At 52.8% G+C, this 16,869-nt stretch carries 16 protein-coding genes and 1 pseudogene; 10 read left to right on the forward strand and 7 right to left on the reverse strand.

Annotated features, from left to right (window positions below; translation table 11 throughout):
• Positions 1 to 104: 104 nt before the first annotated feature.
• The 5 genes and pseudogenes from sucC (at position 105) to CEK71_RS16690 (ending at position 4,600) form a co-directional block, all read left to right on the forward strand.
• Positions 105 to 1,271 carry an ADP-forming succinate--CoA ligase subunit beta gene (gene sucC, locus CEK71_RS16670; protein ID WP_088620435.1) on the forward strand — a complete coding sequence of 389 codons (1,167 nt, stop codon included), beginning with the start codon at positions 105 to 107 and terminating at the stop codon, positions 1,269 to 1,271.
• Positions 1,268 to 2,134 (forward strand): succinate--CoA ligase subunit alpha, encoded by an 867-nt coding sequence (sucD, locus tag CEK71_RS16675; RefSeq protein WP_088620436.1) that lies wholly within the window; start codon positions 1,268 to 1,270, stop codon positions 2,132 to 2,134. The genes sucC and sucD overlap by 4 nt, the downstream gene beginning before the upstream one ends.
• A 198-nt stretch (positions 2,135 to 2,332) precedes the next feature.
• Positions 2,333 to 3,436 (forward strand): annotated as a pseudogene (locus CEK71_RS16680) (SulP family inorganic anion transporter); the annotation flags it as partial.
• A 133-nt stretch (positions 3,437 to 3,569) separates the two neighbouring features.
• Complete coding sequence (locus tag CEK71_RS16685) at positions 3,570 to 4,151, forward strand: alpha/beta hydrolase (RefSeq protein WP_269766561.1); 582 nt, start codon at positions 3,570 to 3,572, stop codon at positions 4,149 to 4,151.
• A gap of 11 nt (positions 4,152 to 4,162) precedes the next feature.
• A complete protein-coding gene (locus CEK71_RS16690) occupies positions 4,163 to 4,600 on the forward strand; it encodes a hypothetical protein (RefSeq protein ID WP_088620439.1) in 438 nt (145 codons plus the stop codon).
• Positions 4,601 to 4,821: 221 nt separating this feature from the next.
• Here CEK71_RS16690 and ribA read toward each other — a convergent pair whose 3' ends face one another.
• Complete coding sequence (gene ribA / locus CEK71_RS16695) at positions 4,822 to 5,436, reverse strand: GTP cyclohydrolase II (protein ID WP_088620440.1); 615 nt, start codon at positions 5,434 to 5,436, stop codon at positions 4,822 to 4,824.
• A 742-nt stretch (positions 5,437 to 6,178) separates the two neighbouring features.
• On the opposite strand from ribA, the gene CEK71_RS16705 reads away from it, so the two are divergent.
• The 3 genes from CEK71_RS16705 to CEK71_RS16715 all read left to right on the forward strand — a co-directional run bounded on the left by CEK71_RS16705 (position 6,179) and on the right by CEK71_RS16715 (position 10,937).
• Positions 6,179 to 7,576 (forward strand): sigma-70 family RNA polymerase sigma factor, encoded by a 1,398-nt coding sequence (locus CEK71_RS16705; RefSeq protein WP_088621669.1) that lies wholly within the window; start codon positions 6,179 to 6,181, stop codon positions 7,574 to 7,576.
• A 308-nt stretch (positions 7,577 to 7,884) separates the two neighbouring features.
• The gene (gene ftsH, locus CEK71_RS16710) at positions 7,885 to 9,813 is read left to right on the forward strand and encodes an ATP-dependent zinc metalloprotease FtsH (RefSeq protein ID WP_088620442.1); all 1,929 of its coding nucleotides are present in this window, start codon (positions 7,885 to 7,887) and stop codon (positions 9,811 to 9,813) included.
• 368 nt (positions 9,814 to 10,181) lie between these two features.
• Positions 10,182 to 10,937 (forward strand): SEL1-like repeat protein, encoded by a 756-nt coding sequence (locus CEK71_RS16715; RefSeq protein WP_088620443.1) that lies wholly within the window; start codon positions 10,182 to 10,184, stop codon positions 10,935 to 10,937.
• A gap of 74 nt (positions 10,938 to 11,011) precedes the next feature.
• Here the strand turns inward: CEK71_RS16715 and CEK71_RS16720 are convergent, their stop codons facing one another.
• Positions 11,012 to 11,308 (reverse strand): prevent-host-death protein, encoded by a 297-nt coding sequence (locus tag CEK71_RS16720; protein WP_088620444.1) that lies wholly within the window; start codon positions 11,306 to 11,308, stop codon positions 11,012 to 11,014.
• 133 nt (positions 11,309 to 11,441) lie between these two features.
• On the opposite strand from CEK71_RS16720, the gene CEK71_RS16725 reads away from it, so the two are divergent.
• The gene (locus CEK71_RS16725) at positions 11,442 to 12,692 is read left to right on the forward strand and encodes a dicarboxylate/amino acid:cation symporter (protein WP_088620445.1); all 1,251 of its coding nucleotides are present in this window, start codon (positions 11,442 to 11,444) and stop codon (positions 12,690 to 12,692) included.
• Between the two features lie 153 nt (positions 12,693 to 12,845).
• Here CEK71_RS16725 and CEK71_RS16730 read toward each other — a convergent pair whose 3' ends face one another.
• From CEK71_RS16730 to surE, 4 genes are all read right to left on the reverse strand, one after another.
• Positions 12,846 to 13,256 (reverse strand): type II toxin-antitoxin system VapC family toxin, encoded by a 411-nt coding sequence (locus CEK71_RS16730; protein WP_198328597.1) that lies wholly within the window; start codon positions 13,254 to 13,256, stop codon positions 12,846 to 12,848.
• Positions 13,256 to 13,498 (reverse strand): antitoxin, encoded by a 243-nt coding sequence (locus CEK71_RS16735; protein WP_088620446.1) that lies wholly within the window; start codon positions 13,496 to 13,498, stop codon positions 13,256 to 13,258. The genes CEK71_RS16730 and CEK71_RS16735 overlap by 1 nt, the downstream gene beginning before the upstream one ends.
• A gap of 94 nt (positions 13,499 to 13,592) precedes the next feature.
• Positions 13,593 to 14,255, reverse strand: a complete 663-nt coding sequence (locus CEK71_RS16740; RefSeq protein ID WP_088620447.1) for a protein-L-isoaspartate(D-aspartate) O-methyltransferase — start codon at positions 14,253 to 14,255, stop codon at positions 13,593 to 13,595.
• On the reverse strand, positions 14,252 to 15,004 hold the full coding sequence (gene surE / locus CEK71_RS16745) for a 5'/3'-nucleotidase SurE (RefSeq protein ID WP_088620448.1): 753 nt from the start codon (positions 15,002 to 15,004) through the stop codon (positions 14,252 to 14,254). The genes CEK71_RS16740 and surE overlap by 4 nt, the downstream gene beginning before the upstream one ends.
• Positions 15,005 to 15,078: 74 nt before the next feature.
• Here surE and CEK71_RS16750 point away from each other — a divergent pair, with 74 nt between their 5' ends.
• The gene (locus tag CEK71_RS16750; protein ID WP_088620449.1) at positions 15,079 to 15,600 is read left to right on the forward strand and encodes a Smr/MutS family protein; all 522 of its coding nucleotides are present in this window, start codon (positions 15,079 to 15,081) and stop codon (positions 15,598 to 15,600) included.
• A gap of 131 nt (positions 15,601 to 15,731) precedes the next feature.
• Here the strand turns inward: CEK71_RS16750 and CEK71_RS16755 are convergent, their stop codons facing one another.
• Entirely contained in the window at positions 15,732 to 16,484 is a 753-nt protein-coding gene (locus CEK71_RS16755) for a hypothetical protein (protein WP_088620450.1), read from the reverse strand.
• Between the last annotated feature and the right edge of the window lie 385 nt (positions 16,485 to 16,869).

Raw genomic sequence — 16,869 nt, forward strand, 5'->3', positions numbered from 1 at the left:
GCAGCTAAAGCCCCGGTCAGGGGGTTAAGGCTGTTTAAGCCCATTCTAAATAATAATAGCGCCGATTACCCAATCGTTTTTCGCCAAAACCGTCAGGAGCACGTATGAATATCCATGAATATCAGGCCAAGCAGTTGTTTCAGCATTACCATATCCCGATCCCCGAAGGCCAGTCGGCCAGTACCCCGGAACAGGCCGAAGCGGTGGCGCAACAATTGGGCGGCGGCACTTGGGTGGTGAAGGCGCAAGTCCATGCGGGCGGACGCGGTAAGGTCGGCGGGGTCAAACTGGCCAACAGCGTCGCGGCGGTCGGGCAATACAGCCGTGACCTGCTGGGCCGCCGCCTAGTCACCCAGCAAACCGATGCCGCAGGCTTGCCCATCGGCGCAGTGCTGGTGGAAAAAACCTACCCGATCAAACGCGAGCTTTATTTAAGCTTGGTGTTAGACCGTGCCAGCGAACGGTTGATTTTTATCGCGTCGGCGGCAGGTGGCATGGATATAGAAACCGTCGCCCATGATACCCCAGAATTGATTCTGACCGTACCCGTCCACCCCGCCGCCGGCTTGCAAGGCTACCAATGCCGGAAAGTCGGCTATGCCTTAGGTTTGCAAGGCGGGCAGCAAAAAGCCTTGGCGGCGATTATGCAGGGCCTGTATGATTTGTTTTTAGCCAAAGATGCCAGCCAAATCGAAATTAACCCGCTGATTGAAACCGATACTGGCGAGCTGTTGGCCTTGGATGCCAAAATCAATTTTGACGACAACGCCGTTGCCCTGCACCCCGACATTTTGGCGATGAAAGACCCGGCGCAAGAAGACGACAAAGAAAATGAAGCCCAACAATTCGGCCTGAACTATATTACCTTAGACGGCAATATCGGCTGTATGGTCAATGGCGCGGGTTTGGCGATGGCGACGATGGACTTGGTCAAGCTGAAAGGCGGCTTACCCGCCAACTTTTTGGATGTCGGCGGCGGTACCACGGTCGCCAAGGTCTGCGAAGCCTTTAAGTTGATCCTGTCAGATGGCACTGTTAAAGCGGTGTTGGTCAATATTTTTGGCGGTATCGTCAAATGCGATGTCATTGCCGAAGGCATACTGGAAGCGATCAAACAAATCCATGTCAGCATTCCTGTCGTGGTGCGCTTGGAGGGCACGAATGTCGAAGAGGGGCGGGCGTTGTTAAGCAATACCGGACTGAATTTATATGCCGCCGAGGACTTGGCGCACGCGGCGGAACAAGTGGTAAAACTGGCGGAGGCCGCATGAGCATTTTAATCGATAAAGACACTAAAGTCCTGTGCCAAGGCTTTACCGGCAAACAAGGCACTTTCCATTCCCAACAAGCCTTGGATTACGGTACGCAACTGGTCGGCGGCGTAACCCCTGAGCGCGGCGGCGAGACTCATTTGGGTTTGCCCGTTTTTAACACCGTACAAGCCGCTGTGGACGCGACTGGCGCGACCGCCAGCGTCATCTATGTGCCGCCGTTTTACGCCGCAGACGCGATTTTAGAGGCCGTAGACGCAGGTATCCAATTGATTGTCTGTATTACCGAAGGCATCCCCATTTTGCAAATGCTGCGCGTTAAAGCCGCTATGGCGGGGACTGGCGCGTTACTGATCGGCCCCAACTGCCCCGGCATCATCACCCCAGGGCAGTGCAAAATCGGCATCATGCCTGCGAAAATCCACTTACCGGGTTCTATCGGCATCGTCTCGCGCTCCGGCACCTTAACGTATGAATCCGTCCATCAGACCACCGCCCAAGGCCTAGGCCAAAGCACTTGCGTCGGTATCGGCGGCGACCCCGTGCATGGCATGAACTTCGTCGATGTCCTCAGCCGCTTTCAGGCTGATGAGCAGACTAAAGGCATTGTCATGGTCGGCGAAATCGGCGGCGGCGAAGAGGAAGATGCCGCCGACTATATCAAAGCCCACGTCACCAAGCCTGTGGTGGCTTATATTGCCGGACAAACTGCCCCGGCGGGTAAGCGTATGGGTCACGCCGGGGCGATAGTCACCGGCGGCAAAGGCACAGCGGCGGGTAAGATTGCCGCGTTGAAGGCGGCGGGGATTGAAGTGGTCAGCTCGCCTACCGATATTGGCGTGGCGATGAAGGCGTGTTTTTAAGTTAGGCTTGTTGTTAAGCCAACATTCTAAGACGCGGGTAGCCGCGTCTTTTCATTGCCGCGACGATATTAAATCTAAAGCCGATCGCTTGGGTTTTGGAGCGTGGGCATCTACCCTAGGTTCCTTAATTATGGTTTTTTGCCTGCATTCGCCAAGTCGAGTTCCTTTCTTGCCCTGTTTTAATCAATTAGGAATTGTATGAATAAACCTTCCGTGCCAACGCTACCTAAAATCGGCTTGGCCGGTTTAAAAGAAAACTGGCGTAGTGATTTGTCCGCCGGATTTTTGGTCTTTCTTATTGCTTTGCCGCTATGCTTGGGGGTGTCGATAGCCTCCGGTTTTCCGCCGTCGGCAGGAATTATTTCCGCTATTATCGGCGGGCTGCTGGTATCGCGCATTAACGGCTCTTTTCTGACCATTAACGGCCCGGCGGCAGGGTTAATTGTCGTGATATTGGCGGCGGTGCAGGCGTTAGGTGAGGGCGACGCTATGGCGGGATACCGTTATACCTTAGCGGCCATTGTGGTAGCCAGTTGCCTTCAAGTCATGATGGGGGTGCTGAAAATGGGGCGGTTCAGCGCCTTTTTTCCGGCATCGGTAGTGCATGGCATGTTAGCGGCGATTGGGATTATTGTTATTGCTACCCAAAGCCACGTTTTGCTGGGCGTTACTCCAGAGCCCGGCAGTTTAGTTTCGGTTATCTTACAAATTCCGCATAGTCTATTGAATTTAAAACCAGAGATTGTCCTTATCAGCATCTTAGGCTTGTTGATATTGGCTATTTGGCCATTAATTGGCAGCCGGATTCCGGCGGCGGTGCTGGTGGTCTTGGTGGGGATGATTTTTGCTTGGCATTTTGGCTTGGCGCAAAAGACGGCGGTTAGTGGTGGGCCGTTTTTGGTGACGATTGCCGATAATTTTGCCGCCGATTTTTATTTTCCCGATTTTTCCAAGCTGTTCAGTATCGCTTTTTGGGAGGCGGTGCTCAGCATCAGTTTGGTTGGTAGCCTTGAAACCTTGCTCAGTGCGGCGGCGGTCGATAAACTTGACCCTTATCAGCGTTCTTCTGATTTCAACCGGGATTTAACGGCGGTCGGCATCGGTAATATCGTGGCCGGATTAATAGGCGGCTTGCCGATGATTGCCGAGATTGTCCGCAGTTCGGAAAATATCAATAGCGGGGCGAAAACGGCTTGGTCTAATGGCTTTCATGGCCTGTTATTGCTGTTATTTGTGCTGCTTTTCCCCGGCTTCATCAATAGTATCCCGCTTGCTGCATTAGCCGTATTATTGGTCTATAGCTAATCCGATATAAAAAGATGTCCTGTAACCGCCCCAGTGAAGAGGTCGTCAACGGAACATCGTGCTTGGTTGCGGATGGATTTAAGCTGTGCCCATTTGTGTTCGATAGGGTTAAGGTCTGGCGGGGTATTCGGTGTTGTTGGTGGATTTGCCCGCGCATGGCGAGAGTACGGGGCAGTACATTACTTTTGGCGTGAATGAGGGCGAGGCGGTTAAAGCCATGTTGGCTTATTTGCGGCGGCAGGTGCCGGGGGAGAAGGTCGGTGTGATCGGGGTGTCTTTGGGTGCAGCGGCGGCGGTGTTGGCGAAGGCGACCCCGCCGCCGGATGCGGTGGTGCTGGAGTCGATGTTTCCGACCATTGAGGACGCGGTTACGGATCGGATGGTGCATTATTTTGGCCCTCTCGGTCGGGGTGTTGCGCCGTTGCTGTTGTGGCAGTTGCCGTGGCGCTTGGGTATTTCTGCCGGGCAATTGCACCCTATTGATGAGATAGGCGCGTTGGCGGCCCCGGTGTTGGTCGCGTCCGGCACGGAAGATCCGCTAACGACCTTGGCGGAAGCGCGGCGGATTTTTGCGGCGGCGAAAGAACCTAAGCAGTTTTGGGCGGTTGAGGGGGCGGCGCATTGGGATTTACATGCCTACAATCCGGCGGCGTATCAGGCGAAGATTTTGCCGTTTTTGGCGGCGTATTTGCCGCGAAAGGTGGTGCCTTAGGGGGATTTACCATGCAGATAGTATTAGAGCGCGGCGTTGATGATATTGTCTTCGGCATGACCGAAGCCGAGCTGGTCACGTTGTTGGGCGAGCCTGATAAGGTAGAGTCGGATTCGGAGTATGGCATCACTCGCCTATTCTACTATAAACGCAAGCTCGTTTTGAATATCGAGGATAGCAACGATAGCTGCCTCGGCTGGCTTGAGGTGCATAATCACCAGGCCCGATGGTTGGGGCTAAACCCTTGGACACTGGCACCTGACATTTTGCTGGCCCGTTTAGGCCATTATTTGCACGATACTTACGCGGTAGATGACTATGGCGGTATGGAATCTTATAATTTTGATCGGTATTGGCTGGAGCTGCAATATGTATTGGGCGACTTGTCGGCGTTTAATTTTGGTGTGACTTACGGTGCCGACGATAGGCCCTTATGGCCGCCACGCTGACCTACAGCCTATTGCTTAGGCTATTAAGGAACGTGCATGAAATTAAGTGGGCGTTTGAAGTATATATTGCGCTTCAGCGTGTTAAACCCCACCCCAGCCCTCCCCTTCGCAGGGGAGGGAGCCAGTATCTTTTCCTTCGTACAGGCGAAAGTCAGGGGGGAAAGCCCCTTTTTTCCCCTGCCCCCTTCGGCTTCGCTCAGGGAGTGCGGAGGTTGGCGGGTTTAATCCTGCTCGTTCTGCGTCTGAAACAACCAATGCGCCATTTTTTTGGCTTTGGTCTGCAAATAGCCCAAGTTATCGTCGTTGGCTTTGATTTCGATGGGGATGCGGGTATTGACGGCGATGCCTAGGCCTTTTAGGCCGTCGATTTTTTCCGGGTTGTTGGTGATTAACGCGATGGAGTTGACTTGCAGGCTGGTCAGGATCAGCGCGGCGATGTCGTATTCGCGTTCGTCGGCTTGGTAGCCTAGGTGCAGGTTGGCATCGACGGTGTCCATGCCTTGGTCTTGTAAGTTATAGGCTTGGAGTTTTTTCAGCAAGCCGATGCCGCGCCCTTCTTGGCGCAGGTAGATCAACACCCCGCACTCGGCTTGGCTGATCAGGTGCAGGGCCATGTCCAGTTGTTCGCCGCAGTCGCAGCGCCTAGAGCCTAATACGTCGCCGGTAAAGCATTCGGAATGGATGCGCACCGGCACGTTGTCCTGGCCTTTAACGTCGCCTTTTACTAAGGCGATGTGTTCTTTGCGGTCCAATGAGTTGCTGTAGTAGTGCAGGATAAATTCGCCGTGCCGGGTGGGGATGGGCGTTTGTACTAAGTCTTCTAATAATGGCTTCACGTCAGATATAAGCTAAAAATTCAAAAATAGTTCATCCACAAAGCCGGGAGCAGGCTGTGGGGTCGGGTAGGATCTGGCTATTTTACCTGAGCCGCCGCTGGTCGGTGCATAAATCAGGTGATTTTCTTGCCAAATAGGGTATCGGCAAGCATTGCCGGGTATTTTTAAATAAAGGCAAAAATAGGCCTTGGTTTTCCGCGCATTGCTAGGTTTAGGCGGATATTTTTTCGTTTCGTTCAGCAACCGTTTAGGTAAGGGGTATATATTCCGATTTAACGCGAGTGTCTGGCATTTTGCAAGTGTGACAAAACATAGTGATGTCTAACTTTTAAAGTGCAAGCTTATAGGGCTGGAGTTGTCCATCAATAAGCAATAAAGCGGCGATAATGGGTTAAAAATAGGCTGTGCGCCCATAAATTAGCCTAATAGCCATTATTTTTATAATGTTATTAGGGTTATCTGGGTTGGTTAAACCGCTTATTGCGAGCCGTATAGTTGGACAAAAACAAGTTAATCAACTTTTGTTCATGTTTTGTAAAACTATATCTTGACGAAATAAGATACTCTTGTTACAGTATTGTTAAGTGATTAGGAAACAGACTAGTTCTTATGGATTGACAATTAGCGGCTCTACAGACCGCTAATACTACGGGTTATGCAGTAAAAAATGCACACGCACGGCTTAATAAGGCCGCGCCTTGATGATATTTTAAAACGCTTTAGCGGCGAGGAGAGGGTGAACATGGCTTATCTAACTGAGCATTTGTCGAGACAACAACGCGGTACTGCCGTTAAAGGCGGCCTAACGGACAAGCGGGCTGATACGGTAGCGGATAATAGCCCCAGTCCGATTGCCGCCAATGAGCATGGTAATGTCGAGATCGCCCGCCGCTTAAGCGAAGAAAAAACGAATTTGATTAATGCGTTGGCGCAATTTCCGGTAACGGCGTTGGTGTTGCTCAATAGCCACGAAAAAATGGCCGGGCAAGAGCCGGATGAAGAAGCGGCTTTGGTGTCCGATTTGGCTTCGGCTTTAGCGGAAATAAAAAAAGCCTTTTGCGACGCTAATCAGGCACTGATGCAGGCCGACCCGCTATATGCCAGCCATAAGCAACGTTTGGTAACGGCTTTGCAAGCTTTCCCGTTTGCGTTTGAAGAGCTGAACAGCATCGCCGAGGTTATTGTGTACGGCTATAAGCTACGCGGCCTTTGCCCGCAGCCCGCCCATGACAGTAATGCCGCCCAAGCGCAGTTGTTGGGCAAGCGTCTGGAGGGCAAAGGCCGCCGCAACCGCAGTGCCGCACAAGTGGCGGACAAGTTCCGGGCGTTGGCGGTGGAGGATTATGATCCGGCGTTTTTATTCTTGTCCAGTGCCGACATGCACAAGACCTTTACCGATATGGTAGTCGCCGAGCAGGCGTGGTTGGTGGCGCGGCAGCAATTGGCGGAAGCCAATAATAAGCTGGTGCTGTTTATCGCCAACCAATATAAAGCCGGGTTTTTGGATTTTGAGGATTTGGTGCAGGAAGGCCAAAGCGGTTTGCTCAAAGCCGTTGACCGTTTCGACCATCGGCTCGGTTTCCAGTTTTCCACTTATGCGGGTTATTGGATACGGCAAGCCATTTCCCGGTCGCTATCGCGTTGCGAGCGGCTGGTGCGGGTGCCCTGTGGGCAGGTAGCGACCATTAATAAGGTGTTCCGCGCGAAGAACGAGCTGATGGCGCGTACGGGCATTGAGCCTAGCCTGAACGAGTTGGCGGAGTTTGCCAAATTGTCGCGCGATGATGTCGATACCCTGTTGTCAATTTCGCAGTCGGTCATGTCGCTGGAAGGCCCCGAAGATGAAGAGGACGGTTTCGCGCCGATTGATTTTTTGGAGCAGCAGGTGTTTACCCATGCCTTCACGCGTATCGCCGAAGCCGATTTGGAACGTTTGCTGGCTAAGGCTATCACGTCGTTAAACCCGCGTGAAGCGCAAGTCATTTGTAGCCATTTTGGCATGGCCGCCGATCAGGAAATGACCTTGCAGGAAATTGGTGCCCAGTTGCAGTTGACCCGTGAACGGGTCAGGCAAATCCAAGTGGTGGCTTTGAATAAGATGAAAGCCAGTTTCGGCCAGCAATTATCGTGTTTTTTGTAAAAACACCGTTACCGGATCGGGCATAATACTGGTATCGGGCCAAAAGTAGTGATAAAAAAGCTTTTAAAACAACTAATTAAGTGCGTTTTGCCAGGCTGTTAACGGCGCGTCGGTAGCATTGTTTAATGAAAGACTTTTGCGGGTAAAGGTGGTTTAATTGTCTCAAGGCCAAATGCGGTTAATTTGGCTAGGGACAATGAAAATCAATCTATTAGGGCGACGTGGAGGCGTCGGGTTTTGAATGGCGATGTTATCGTAATAAACAAACGTCTAACAGATGGCCTTACTAGAGGTCAGGGGATAATAAAATGAAAAAGTATATATTAAACGGGTTGTTGTGGTTGGTTGTGCTCACTGGGGCATTCCTGATCTACAACCGCGTCAACACCGCGCCGCCGCCGCAGGACACGCTCGCCTATTCGGATTTTATCATTAAGGTCAAGAATGGCTTGGTCGATCATGTCGAGATTGCCGGACAACTGATTAAAATCCGCACCACCGACGGGCAAAATGTCGAGACTTATAATCCCGGCGATGCCAACCTGATCGATGACCTGATGAAGAACAACGTCCAGATCCGCACTACGCCGCCTGCACAACGCTCTTTATTGATGGACATCTTTATTTCGTGGTTCCCTATGCTGTTGCTGATTGCGGTGTGGATTATCTACATGCGCCGGATGCAGGGTGCGGGTGGCGGTGCCAATACCTTTGGTAAAAGCAAAGCCAAAATGCTCGAAGAAGACAAAATGACCGTGACGTTTGACGACGTGGCGGGCTGTGAAGAAGCCAAAGAGGAAGTGACTGAGCTGGTCGACTTTTTGTCTGACCCACAGAAGTTCCAAAAATTGGGCGGTAAAATTCCGCGCGGCATTTTGATGGTAGGCCCTCCGGGTACGGGTAAAACCTTAATCGCCAGAGCGATTGCCGGCGAAGCGGGGGTTAAGTTCTTCACCATTTCCGGTTCGGATTTTGTCGAGATGTTTGTCGGGGTCGGTGCGTCCAGAGTCCGCGACATGTTCGCCCAAGCCAAAGAACACGCCCCTTGCATTATCTTTATTGATGAAATTGACGCGGTAGGCCGCCAACGTGGCGGGGCCGGCATGGGCGGCGGTAACGACGAACGTGAGCAAACCCTGAACCAGTTGCTGGTGGAAATGGATGGCTTTAACGGTAATGAAGGCGTGATTGTCATCGCCGCCACCAACCGTGCCGACATTTTGGACAAAGCCTTACTCAGACCGGGCCGTTTCGACCGTCAAGTAAATGTCGGTTTGCCGGATGTCCGTGGCCGTGAGCAAATCCTTAACGTCCATATCAAAAAGGTGCCGGTCGCTGCTGATGTCGAACTGAAATATATTGCCAGAGGCACCCCCGGTTTCTCCGGTGCGGAATTGGCCAATGTGGTTAACGAAGCGGCTTTATTTGCGGCGCGTAGCAACAAGAAAGAAGTGACCATGCAGGATCTGGAAAAAGCCAAAGACAAGATTCTGATGGGTGCGGAACGCCGTACCATGGTGATGAGCGAAGACGATAAGCTGTTGACCGCTTACCACGAAGCCGGACATTGCATCGTCGGCCAGTTGTCGCCTGACCATGACCCTGTCTATAAAGTAAGCATTATGCCGCGTGGCCGGGCGTTGGGTATCACCATGTTCTTACCTGAGCAAGACCAGTACAGCGCCAGCAAACGTAAATTGGAAAGCCAAATCGCCAGCCTGTTCGGTGGCCGTATTGCTGAGCTGATGATTTACGGTGGCGATAGGGTAACGACAGGTGCGTCTAACGACATAGAACGGGCGACCGAATTGGCCCGTAATATGGTCAAACGTTGGGGCTTTTCTGACAAGTTGGGGCCATTGGTGTACGGCGAAGAGCAAGGCCAGCCATTTATGGGCTATCCCGGCTCACAAGGCAGCAGCGTTTCTAACAATGTCGCCCAGCAGATTGATGAAGAAATCCGCGCCGTGATTGACCGTAACTACCAACGTGCCGAAACCTTATTGCAAGAAAACATCACTATCTTGCACAAAATGGCCGACGCGCTGATGAAATGGGAAACCATCGACAAAGACCAAATCGACGCGATGATGGCGGGCAAAGACCCTATGCCGCCTAAAGATGACAACGATACGTTTAACAGACCGAATTATAGCAAGCAGGACAAAGTGGATACTAAACCCGTGACTAGCAAAGTCAACACCACTATCAATACCAAACCTGCCAGACAAGTTTGAGGTGCGCTCATTCAAGGGGGGCTTTTATAGCCCCCTTTTTTTTGCCTAAAAATTGCCAACACCGCCATCAATGCCAGCAGTCCTACCCGCCTCCCACCCCCGCCCGCCTATTATTCATGGCTACCTGCCCAAGATGTTGTCGCCATAATTGCATAAAAGCGGTTAAGACGCTATTATCAGGGGTTATTTGCCGTATCGAAAACCGTTTTCTGTAAGCGGTAAGCGGCATTAAGGATGGGCAAAAACAACCTGCCACTATAAACCGTTTCAGGGGGTATTATTGCCCGCCACTGCCTAAAGCCCCATAATATAGACTGATTAACCGATTAATGCGGGGTTCTGATGTGCATTGAATATAAAAAAATAACATGATAAAGCTTAAAAAAAAATCAGCTGCCCGTCCGTCAGCAGAAGCCCAATGCCCTAAATGTGCGTCAGAAGAATTTCGCAGGACAACTTTCCGTTCTAATGACCCGTTTATGGTCAGGACGTTTTACAAAGCCTACCGCTGTCGGAAATGCCGCTATCGGTTTTTTCTGATCAATACGCTGATCGTCACTTGGAGTTCGATTATCGCCGCCCTGACGGTGCTGATGTTTGGGGCTTGGCTGCTCCAGCAGTTTGCCGTACCCGAATTGGAAGCCCAAGACATTGCCGCTTACAACCGCGCCGTAGACCGTGCCCAAGGTGGCGACGGCGCGGCGGAGCTGCAAGTCGGTGTGTTGCTGAGCGAGGGCAGGGGGGTGGTGCGAAGTGATAAGGAAGCCGCGCAATGGTTTAAAAAATCTGCCCAGCACGGTAATCTTGAAGGCCAATACCAATATGGCAATTCCTTGTCTAAAGGCATTGGGGTGCTGCAAAATTACAAGGAAGCGATCAACTGGATCGAAAAAGCCGCCCGCGCCGGCCATGTCAAAGCCCAATACGATTTGGGCAATATCTACCGCTATAAGTCGGGGGTCGAAAACGACCCTAAACGCGCTTACCTGTGGTTTACCCTCGCCGCCGGGCAAGGCTCTATGGAAGCGGCGATTGCCCGCGACCAAGTGGAGGGGCGGTTAAAGCCGGAAGAGATTGCGGCGTTGCAGGAAGAGGCGGGGAAGATTACGGTGGAGTCCAGGTAGGGGCTTTGGAGCGCGGGCATCTTGCCCGCCCTTGTGCGGGCAAGATGCCCGCGCTCCGAGACCTGTACCCTTTTTTAACTTATACGTTTATATGCTGCGTGATAAGCTTCGGACTCTATAACTTGCAAACTACTAGGGCTTTCCGGGTATTCAGCGTTAAAAGCCAGTGCTTCTACAGGTGATTCGGAAGTAAGGATGGCTTGAATATCGGCTTGCGTGAAGTCATCAAGGCTTAGCACTTGGCGGGTGTATTTTCTCAGTTGCGGGTCTTCAGCCGCCGATAACCTAATCGCGCTCCCGCAGCCGTTTTGGGTAACAGTATCCTGCTGTTTTAAAGGTTTTTGCTGTTCGGTGGGGCGAATGGTTACCATAAAAAACCTCGTTGCTTGTTTATATACGTCTATTTGTAGCCTATTTGGCATTCCATGTCATTAAAAATAGGCGCTATTATTAGCCAATAAGCCATAATAGACCTACCTATTCCGCCCTTTTCCCCTAAAAACCATGCCCACCCCATTCTACCGCCACCTCTACGTCCAAGTCCTGACCGCCATTGCCATCGGCGTTGTTTTGGGGCATTTTTACCCCGATACCGCCATTGCCATGAAACCGTTGGGGGATGGCTTTATTAAGCTGATTAAGATGCTGATCGCGCCGATTATTTTCTGTACGGTGGCGGTGGGGATTGCCGGGATGCAGGGTTTGGAGCGGGTCGGGCGGGTTGGGGTTCGGGTGCTGCTGTATTTTGAGCTGGTCAGTACCTTGGCGTTGCTGATCGGCCTACTGGTGGTGCATGTCTTCCAGCCGGGGGTGGGGATGAATGTGGATGTCGGCAGTTTGGATACCCACGGCTTGAAGGGTTATACCGATACTGCCAAAAGCCAGGGGACAGTGAGTTTTCTACTGAGCATTATCCCGACCAGTGCCGTGGATGCCTTCGCTAAGGGCGATATTTTGCAGGTGTTGTTGGTGGCGGTGCTGTTCGGTTGCGCTTTGGCGGTGTTGGGTGAGCGGGGGGCGGGCTTGCGCACGGGGCTTAATGATGTCGCCCAGGTGTTGTTCGGGATGGTCGAAATGGTCATGAAGCTGGCTCCGGTCGGGGCGTTCGGGGCGATGGCGTTTACTATCGGCCAGTACGGGGTGCAATCGTTAGCGCCGTTGGCGAAGCTGATGGGCTGTTTTTATTTGACCTGCTTGGTGTTCGTGTTCGGCGTGTTGGGGCTGATTGCCCGCTATTGCGGTTTTAGTATCTGGCAGTTTGCCCGTTATATCAAAGACGAGTTGTTGATCGTTTTGGGTACGTCGTCGTCGGAATCGGTGTTGCCGCGTATTATGCTTAAGCTGGAGCGGCTGGGCTGCGGCAAATCGGTGGTGGGCTTGGTCATCCCTACGGGTTATTCGTTTAATCTGGACGGCACGTCAATTTATTTGACCATGGCGGCGGTGTTTGTCGCCCAAGCCACCAATACCCCGTTGACCTGGACACAGGAGCTGACGCTGTTGGCGGTGTTGCTGCTGACCTCGAAAGGGGCGGCTGGGGTAACGGGCAGTGGTTTTGTCACCTTGGCGGCGACCTTGTCCGCCGTGCCGACCATTCCGGTCGAAGGCTTGGCGTTGATTCTGGGGATAGACCGCTTTATGTCCGAGGCGCGGGCGTTGACCAATTTGATGGGCAATGGCGTGGCGACGGTGGTCGCGGCGCGGTGGGAAGGGGAGTTGGATGAGGCGCGGCTGGCGGCGGAATTGGGTAGCTAAGTAGGGTAAGCCGTAAGGCCGCTGCCATTAAGTTAATATGTTAATTTGTATAAAGCTAACGGTTGGGCGCCGTCGGAGTCTGGCCGGCCATCGTATTGCCCAGTTTTGGATGGTACCGTCAGCCGTGTGTTTTTTGCCGCCATCGTTGATAACTTAAACCTCATTCAGCCAATCTTCGATAGTCAAAACCCCATTGGGGACTAGGCTGAATGCTTTATCATGGGTGACAAGTAGGGTATTGGCGGCTATTGCATGGGCGGCAATCATCATGTCGAGCGCGCCAAGTGTAATGCCGACCGACACGCAAGAGGCGCGTAAATCGCCATAAACGGTGGCGGCTTGCCCGTCCCAAGGCAATGTTTCAACACAAAAAAGAAATTCGCGGATAAGTTTTGCAAGCGAGGCCGGATGCCCCTTACGCGCTAAGCCGTATAACAGTTCGCCTTGGGTAACTGCGGATACGGTAATGCTTTCCATCGGCAGCAACGCCAGTCGGTTACGGATCGCCGGGGGATGGCTTTTGATAATATAACTGGCCATATTGGTATCCAGCATATAACGCATCAAAACAAATCCCTCTCTTGGTTCGGCAGGTCTTCGCGGTCCGCCATGAAATCGGCGGGGATATTGGTGCGGTCGGCCAGCTCGAAAAACGCCGCCCAAGATGCAGGTTTGGGTGACAGTATGACTTCGCCAGTCAAGGGGTCACGACGGATAAACACTTCCGCCCCCGAAAAACGGAATTCTTTCGGAAGCCTCACTGCTTGGCTTCTGCCTGTGATAAATAGCTTCGCAGTCGACTGCATATTAACCCCGCCTCTTAAGTTGATATTGAAAGTATATACCCTAGATTGGTATGTATCAATGATATTTATCGGACTAAGTAGGCGTGTATATCCTTCAATCCTTCCCCGGCAAAAACGGCACAAAGCTGACCGGCTCTAGGTGTTCAAATTTGTAGTTATGGGCGGTGCGGGTGATGCGTTGTAGGGTTTGCGGGCCGCCGTTTTCGCCGACCGGGATGACCATGACCCCGCCGATTGCCAGTTGTTGCAGGAGGGCTTCGGGTACTTCGGGGGCGGCGGCGGCGACCAGGATGCCGTCGTAAGGGGCGTAGTCCGCCCAGCCGCTATGGCCGTCGCCGTACAGGTAATGGACGTTTTTCAGTTTCAGGTCCCAGAGGATGTCTTTGGCTTTTTTTTGTAGGGCTAAAATCCTTTCCACCGAATAGACGTGATCGGCGAGTTGGGCGAGGATGGCGGTTTGGTAGCCGCAGCCGGTGCCGATTTCCAAGACTTTGCCCGGCCGCCCGGCCGCTAGGAGCAGTTCGGTCATTTTGGCGACGATGTAGGGCTGGGAGATGGTTTGGTTAAAGCCGATGGGCAGGGCGGTGTCTTCGTAGGCGCGGCTGGCTAAGGCCTCGTCCATGAAGACATGGCGCGGGGTGGTGCGCATGACGGTTAACACTTCTTCGTTGCTGATGCCTTGTTCGGTAAGCCGTGCCGCCATACGTTTGCGGGTGCGCGGCGAGGTCATGCCGATGCCTTGCAGGTCTAAACTCATAGGCTTGTCCTTGGGAGCCAGTCTTTCAGTTGCGCTATGCGTTCGTACCGCGTCAAATCCAGTTGCAGCGGCGTGACCGAGACATAGCCTTCGGCGATGGCGTAAAAGTCGGTGCCAGGGCCTGCGTCCTGTTCGCTGCCGGGCGGGCCGACCCAGTAGATGGTGCGTCCGCGTGGGTCGAGGTTTTTTATCATCGGTTCGGCTTTATGGCGTTGGCCTAGTCGGGTCGCCTGATAGCCTTTTAACGTCGCTAGCGGTAAATCTGGCACGTTAACGTTGAGGATGGTGTCTTGGGGCAGGGGCTGGGCCAGCAATTGCGTTAACAGGGTGACGGCGACTTGGGCGGCGGTGGCAAAATGTACGGGGTTGCTGCCGACTAGGGAGATGGCTACAGCGGGTAGGCCTAAAAAACGCCCTTCGCTGGCGGCGGCGACAGTACCTGAATACAGCACGTCGTCACCGAGGTTGGCGCCGTGGTTGATGCCCGCAAAAACCATGTCCGGCTCACTGTCCAGCAGCCCGGTTAAGGCGAGGTGGACGCAATCGGTGGGGGTTCCGTCCACTTTGATGAAGCCGTTATGGGCGAGGTGGGCGCGTAAGGGCATTTCTAGAGTGAGGGAGTTGCTGGCGGCACTGCGGTTGCGGTCAGGGGCGACCACCGATAAGGTGGCGTGGGGGCGGAGTGCGTCAGCTAAGGCACAGAGGCCTTCGGCCAGATAGCCATCATCATTGCTTAACAAAATATGCATTATTTATCGCCCTGCCGCCCAATAAACTATAAAATCGGGCATCTTAGCAACTATAGCCAGTAAAATCAGCTTTCGTGACAAAAAAAATCCTCAGTACAGAAGATAGTGACTTATTTCGGGAGGCGGTCGGTAAGGTTAGCCCGCTGAAAAATGATAAAGTTCATGGCTTAGGCGCACCGCGTCCTAAGCCTTTCCCTAAGCCGCGCCCTCCCGTCCACGAGGTGGCGGACGAGGTGCTGGCTTTAGTCGGTACGGAGGACGATATTAGCTATGTTAGTGGGCGCGTCGCCAAAAACAGCTTAGCCAAGCTCCGCCAAGGCTATTTTGCCCCCCAAGCCGAGCTGGATTTGCATGGCCTGAACAGCGCCGCCGCGCACCGCGAATTGCTGGGCTTTTTGGCGGATGCGGTCAGGGCGCGTTACCGATGCGTCCATATTGTCCACGGCAAAGGCTACCGTTCACAAGAAAATTATCCCATTCTTAAGAACAAAATCAATCTCTGGCTTAGGCAGCACCCCGACGTGTTGGCGTTTTGCTCTGCGCCGCCTAAAGACGGTGGGGCAGGGGCGGTGTATGTGCTGTTGGCGATGGCCTAAAGGGGGAGGGCATAAAAAAAGCCGCAGGAGCGGCTTTTTTTATGCCCTATGGGCAAGGCTATGTCAGAGCGCGGGCATCCTGCCCGCTGTTGCGGCCCAAGATGGCCGTACTCCGACAAGAGTGGCTAATGTTAGCCGTGATGGCGTTTGCGTAAGGTCGCGCCAGCGATTAAGACGACGGACATTAAGGCCAATGCGTTAGGCGTAGGAACCAGTTGCGCCAATTGCGTAGACGAGCCGATCAGGCTTTGCGCAAGGATGGTGCCGTCGGCGGCAAGGTTGAATAAGGCGACCGCAGGGCCGGTCGGCAAGCTGGGCGCTAAGTTTTTCAGGGCTTGCACACCGTTATTGAAGGTCAGGGCGGACACGCCGGACACGTCGGCGCCGCTGGCGGTGACGGTCGCGCCGTAAATGACCGACCAGATAGCGGCTTGGATTTCGCCTGACAGCATATTGCGGTTAATGCCGCTGGCGGTGGTGGCCAGCAGTTGGTTGCCGTAGGTCGCCAAGGCCATGACATCATGGATTTGTTGGCTACCCAAGGCGTGTGAGGAGGCGATAGTGCTGCCCATGCTGTCGGTGTTTAACAGGCCGGTGGTGTAGGTGTAATGGCTGTTAAGGTAAATGGTGTGCAGGTCGTCTACGCACCAAGTGCCGATGGCGCCCAGTTCGTTGGTTTGCAGGACGATTTGGCCGGCATAAGGGGTGGTGACCGTGCGTGGTGTTGAGCCTAAGGTGCCGCCAGAAATGGTCAGGTTAAACGGTGTGCCGGACGGTAAGGTCACGTTGGTGACGGTCAGGTTTGCGGCGGAGGCGGGTGTGGCCAACGCAAACAACAATAGCGAACTGGTGATGGCCAAGTTGATTTTGTTAATGAATGACATAGAAAAGTCCTAAAAATGGGGTTTGTAGGGGATATAAAACGTTGCGGTAGCCAAGACTAGAGCCATGACAATAACTTAGCATGATACAAGCATTTTATATGCCATAAAATTTAATGTTTTTGCAATTTAATAAGTTATATTTTTTGTTTTTCTGCTTAAAGGACTATGTGTAAAAAAAAATGACACTGGATTTTGCTGTAATAGCGGTTGTTTTAACAAGTAGCCCTGATTGTGGGTATCAAAATCAAAACTAGGGTGTTTTATAGGCTTTTTATGCTGTAAAGAAAACCGACAACGCTGGTGGGTAAGTTTTGTTTGGGAGGTGCTTGGGTAGGGGGGTATGGCAAGGGCTTGCCATTTTGGCGATTAGGGATATATTAAAAGC

The sequence above is a fragment of the Methylovulum psychrotolerans genome (assembly GCF_002209385.1).
Classification (GTDB): domain Bacteria; phylum Pseudomonadota; class Gammaproteobacteria; order Methylococcales; family Methylomonadaceae; genus Methylovulum; species Methylovulum psychrotolerans.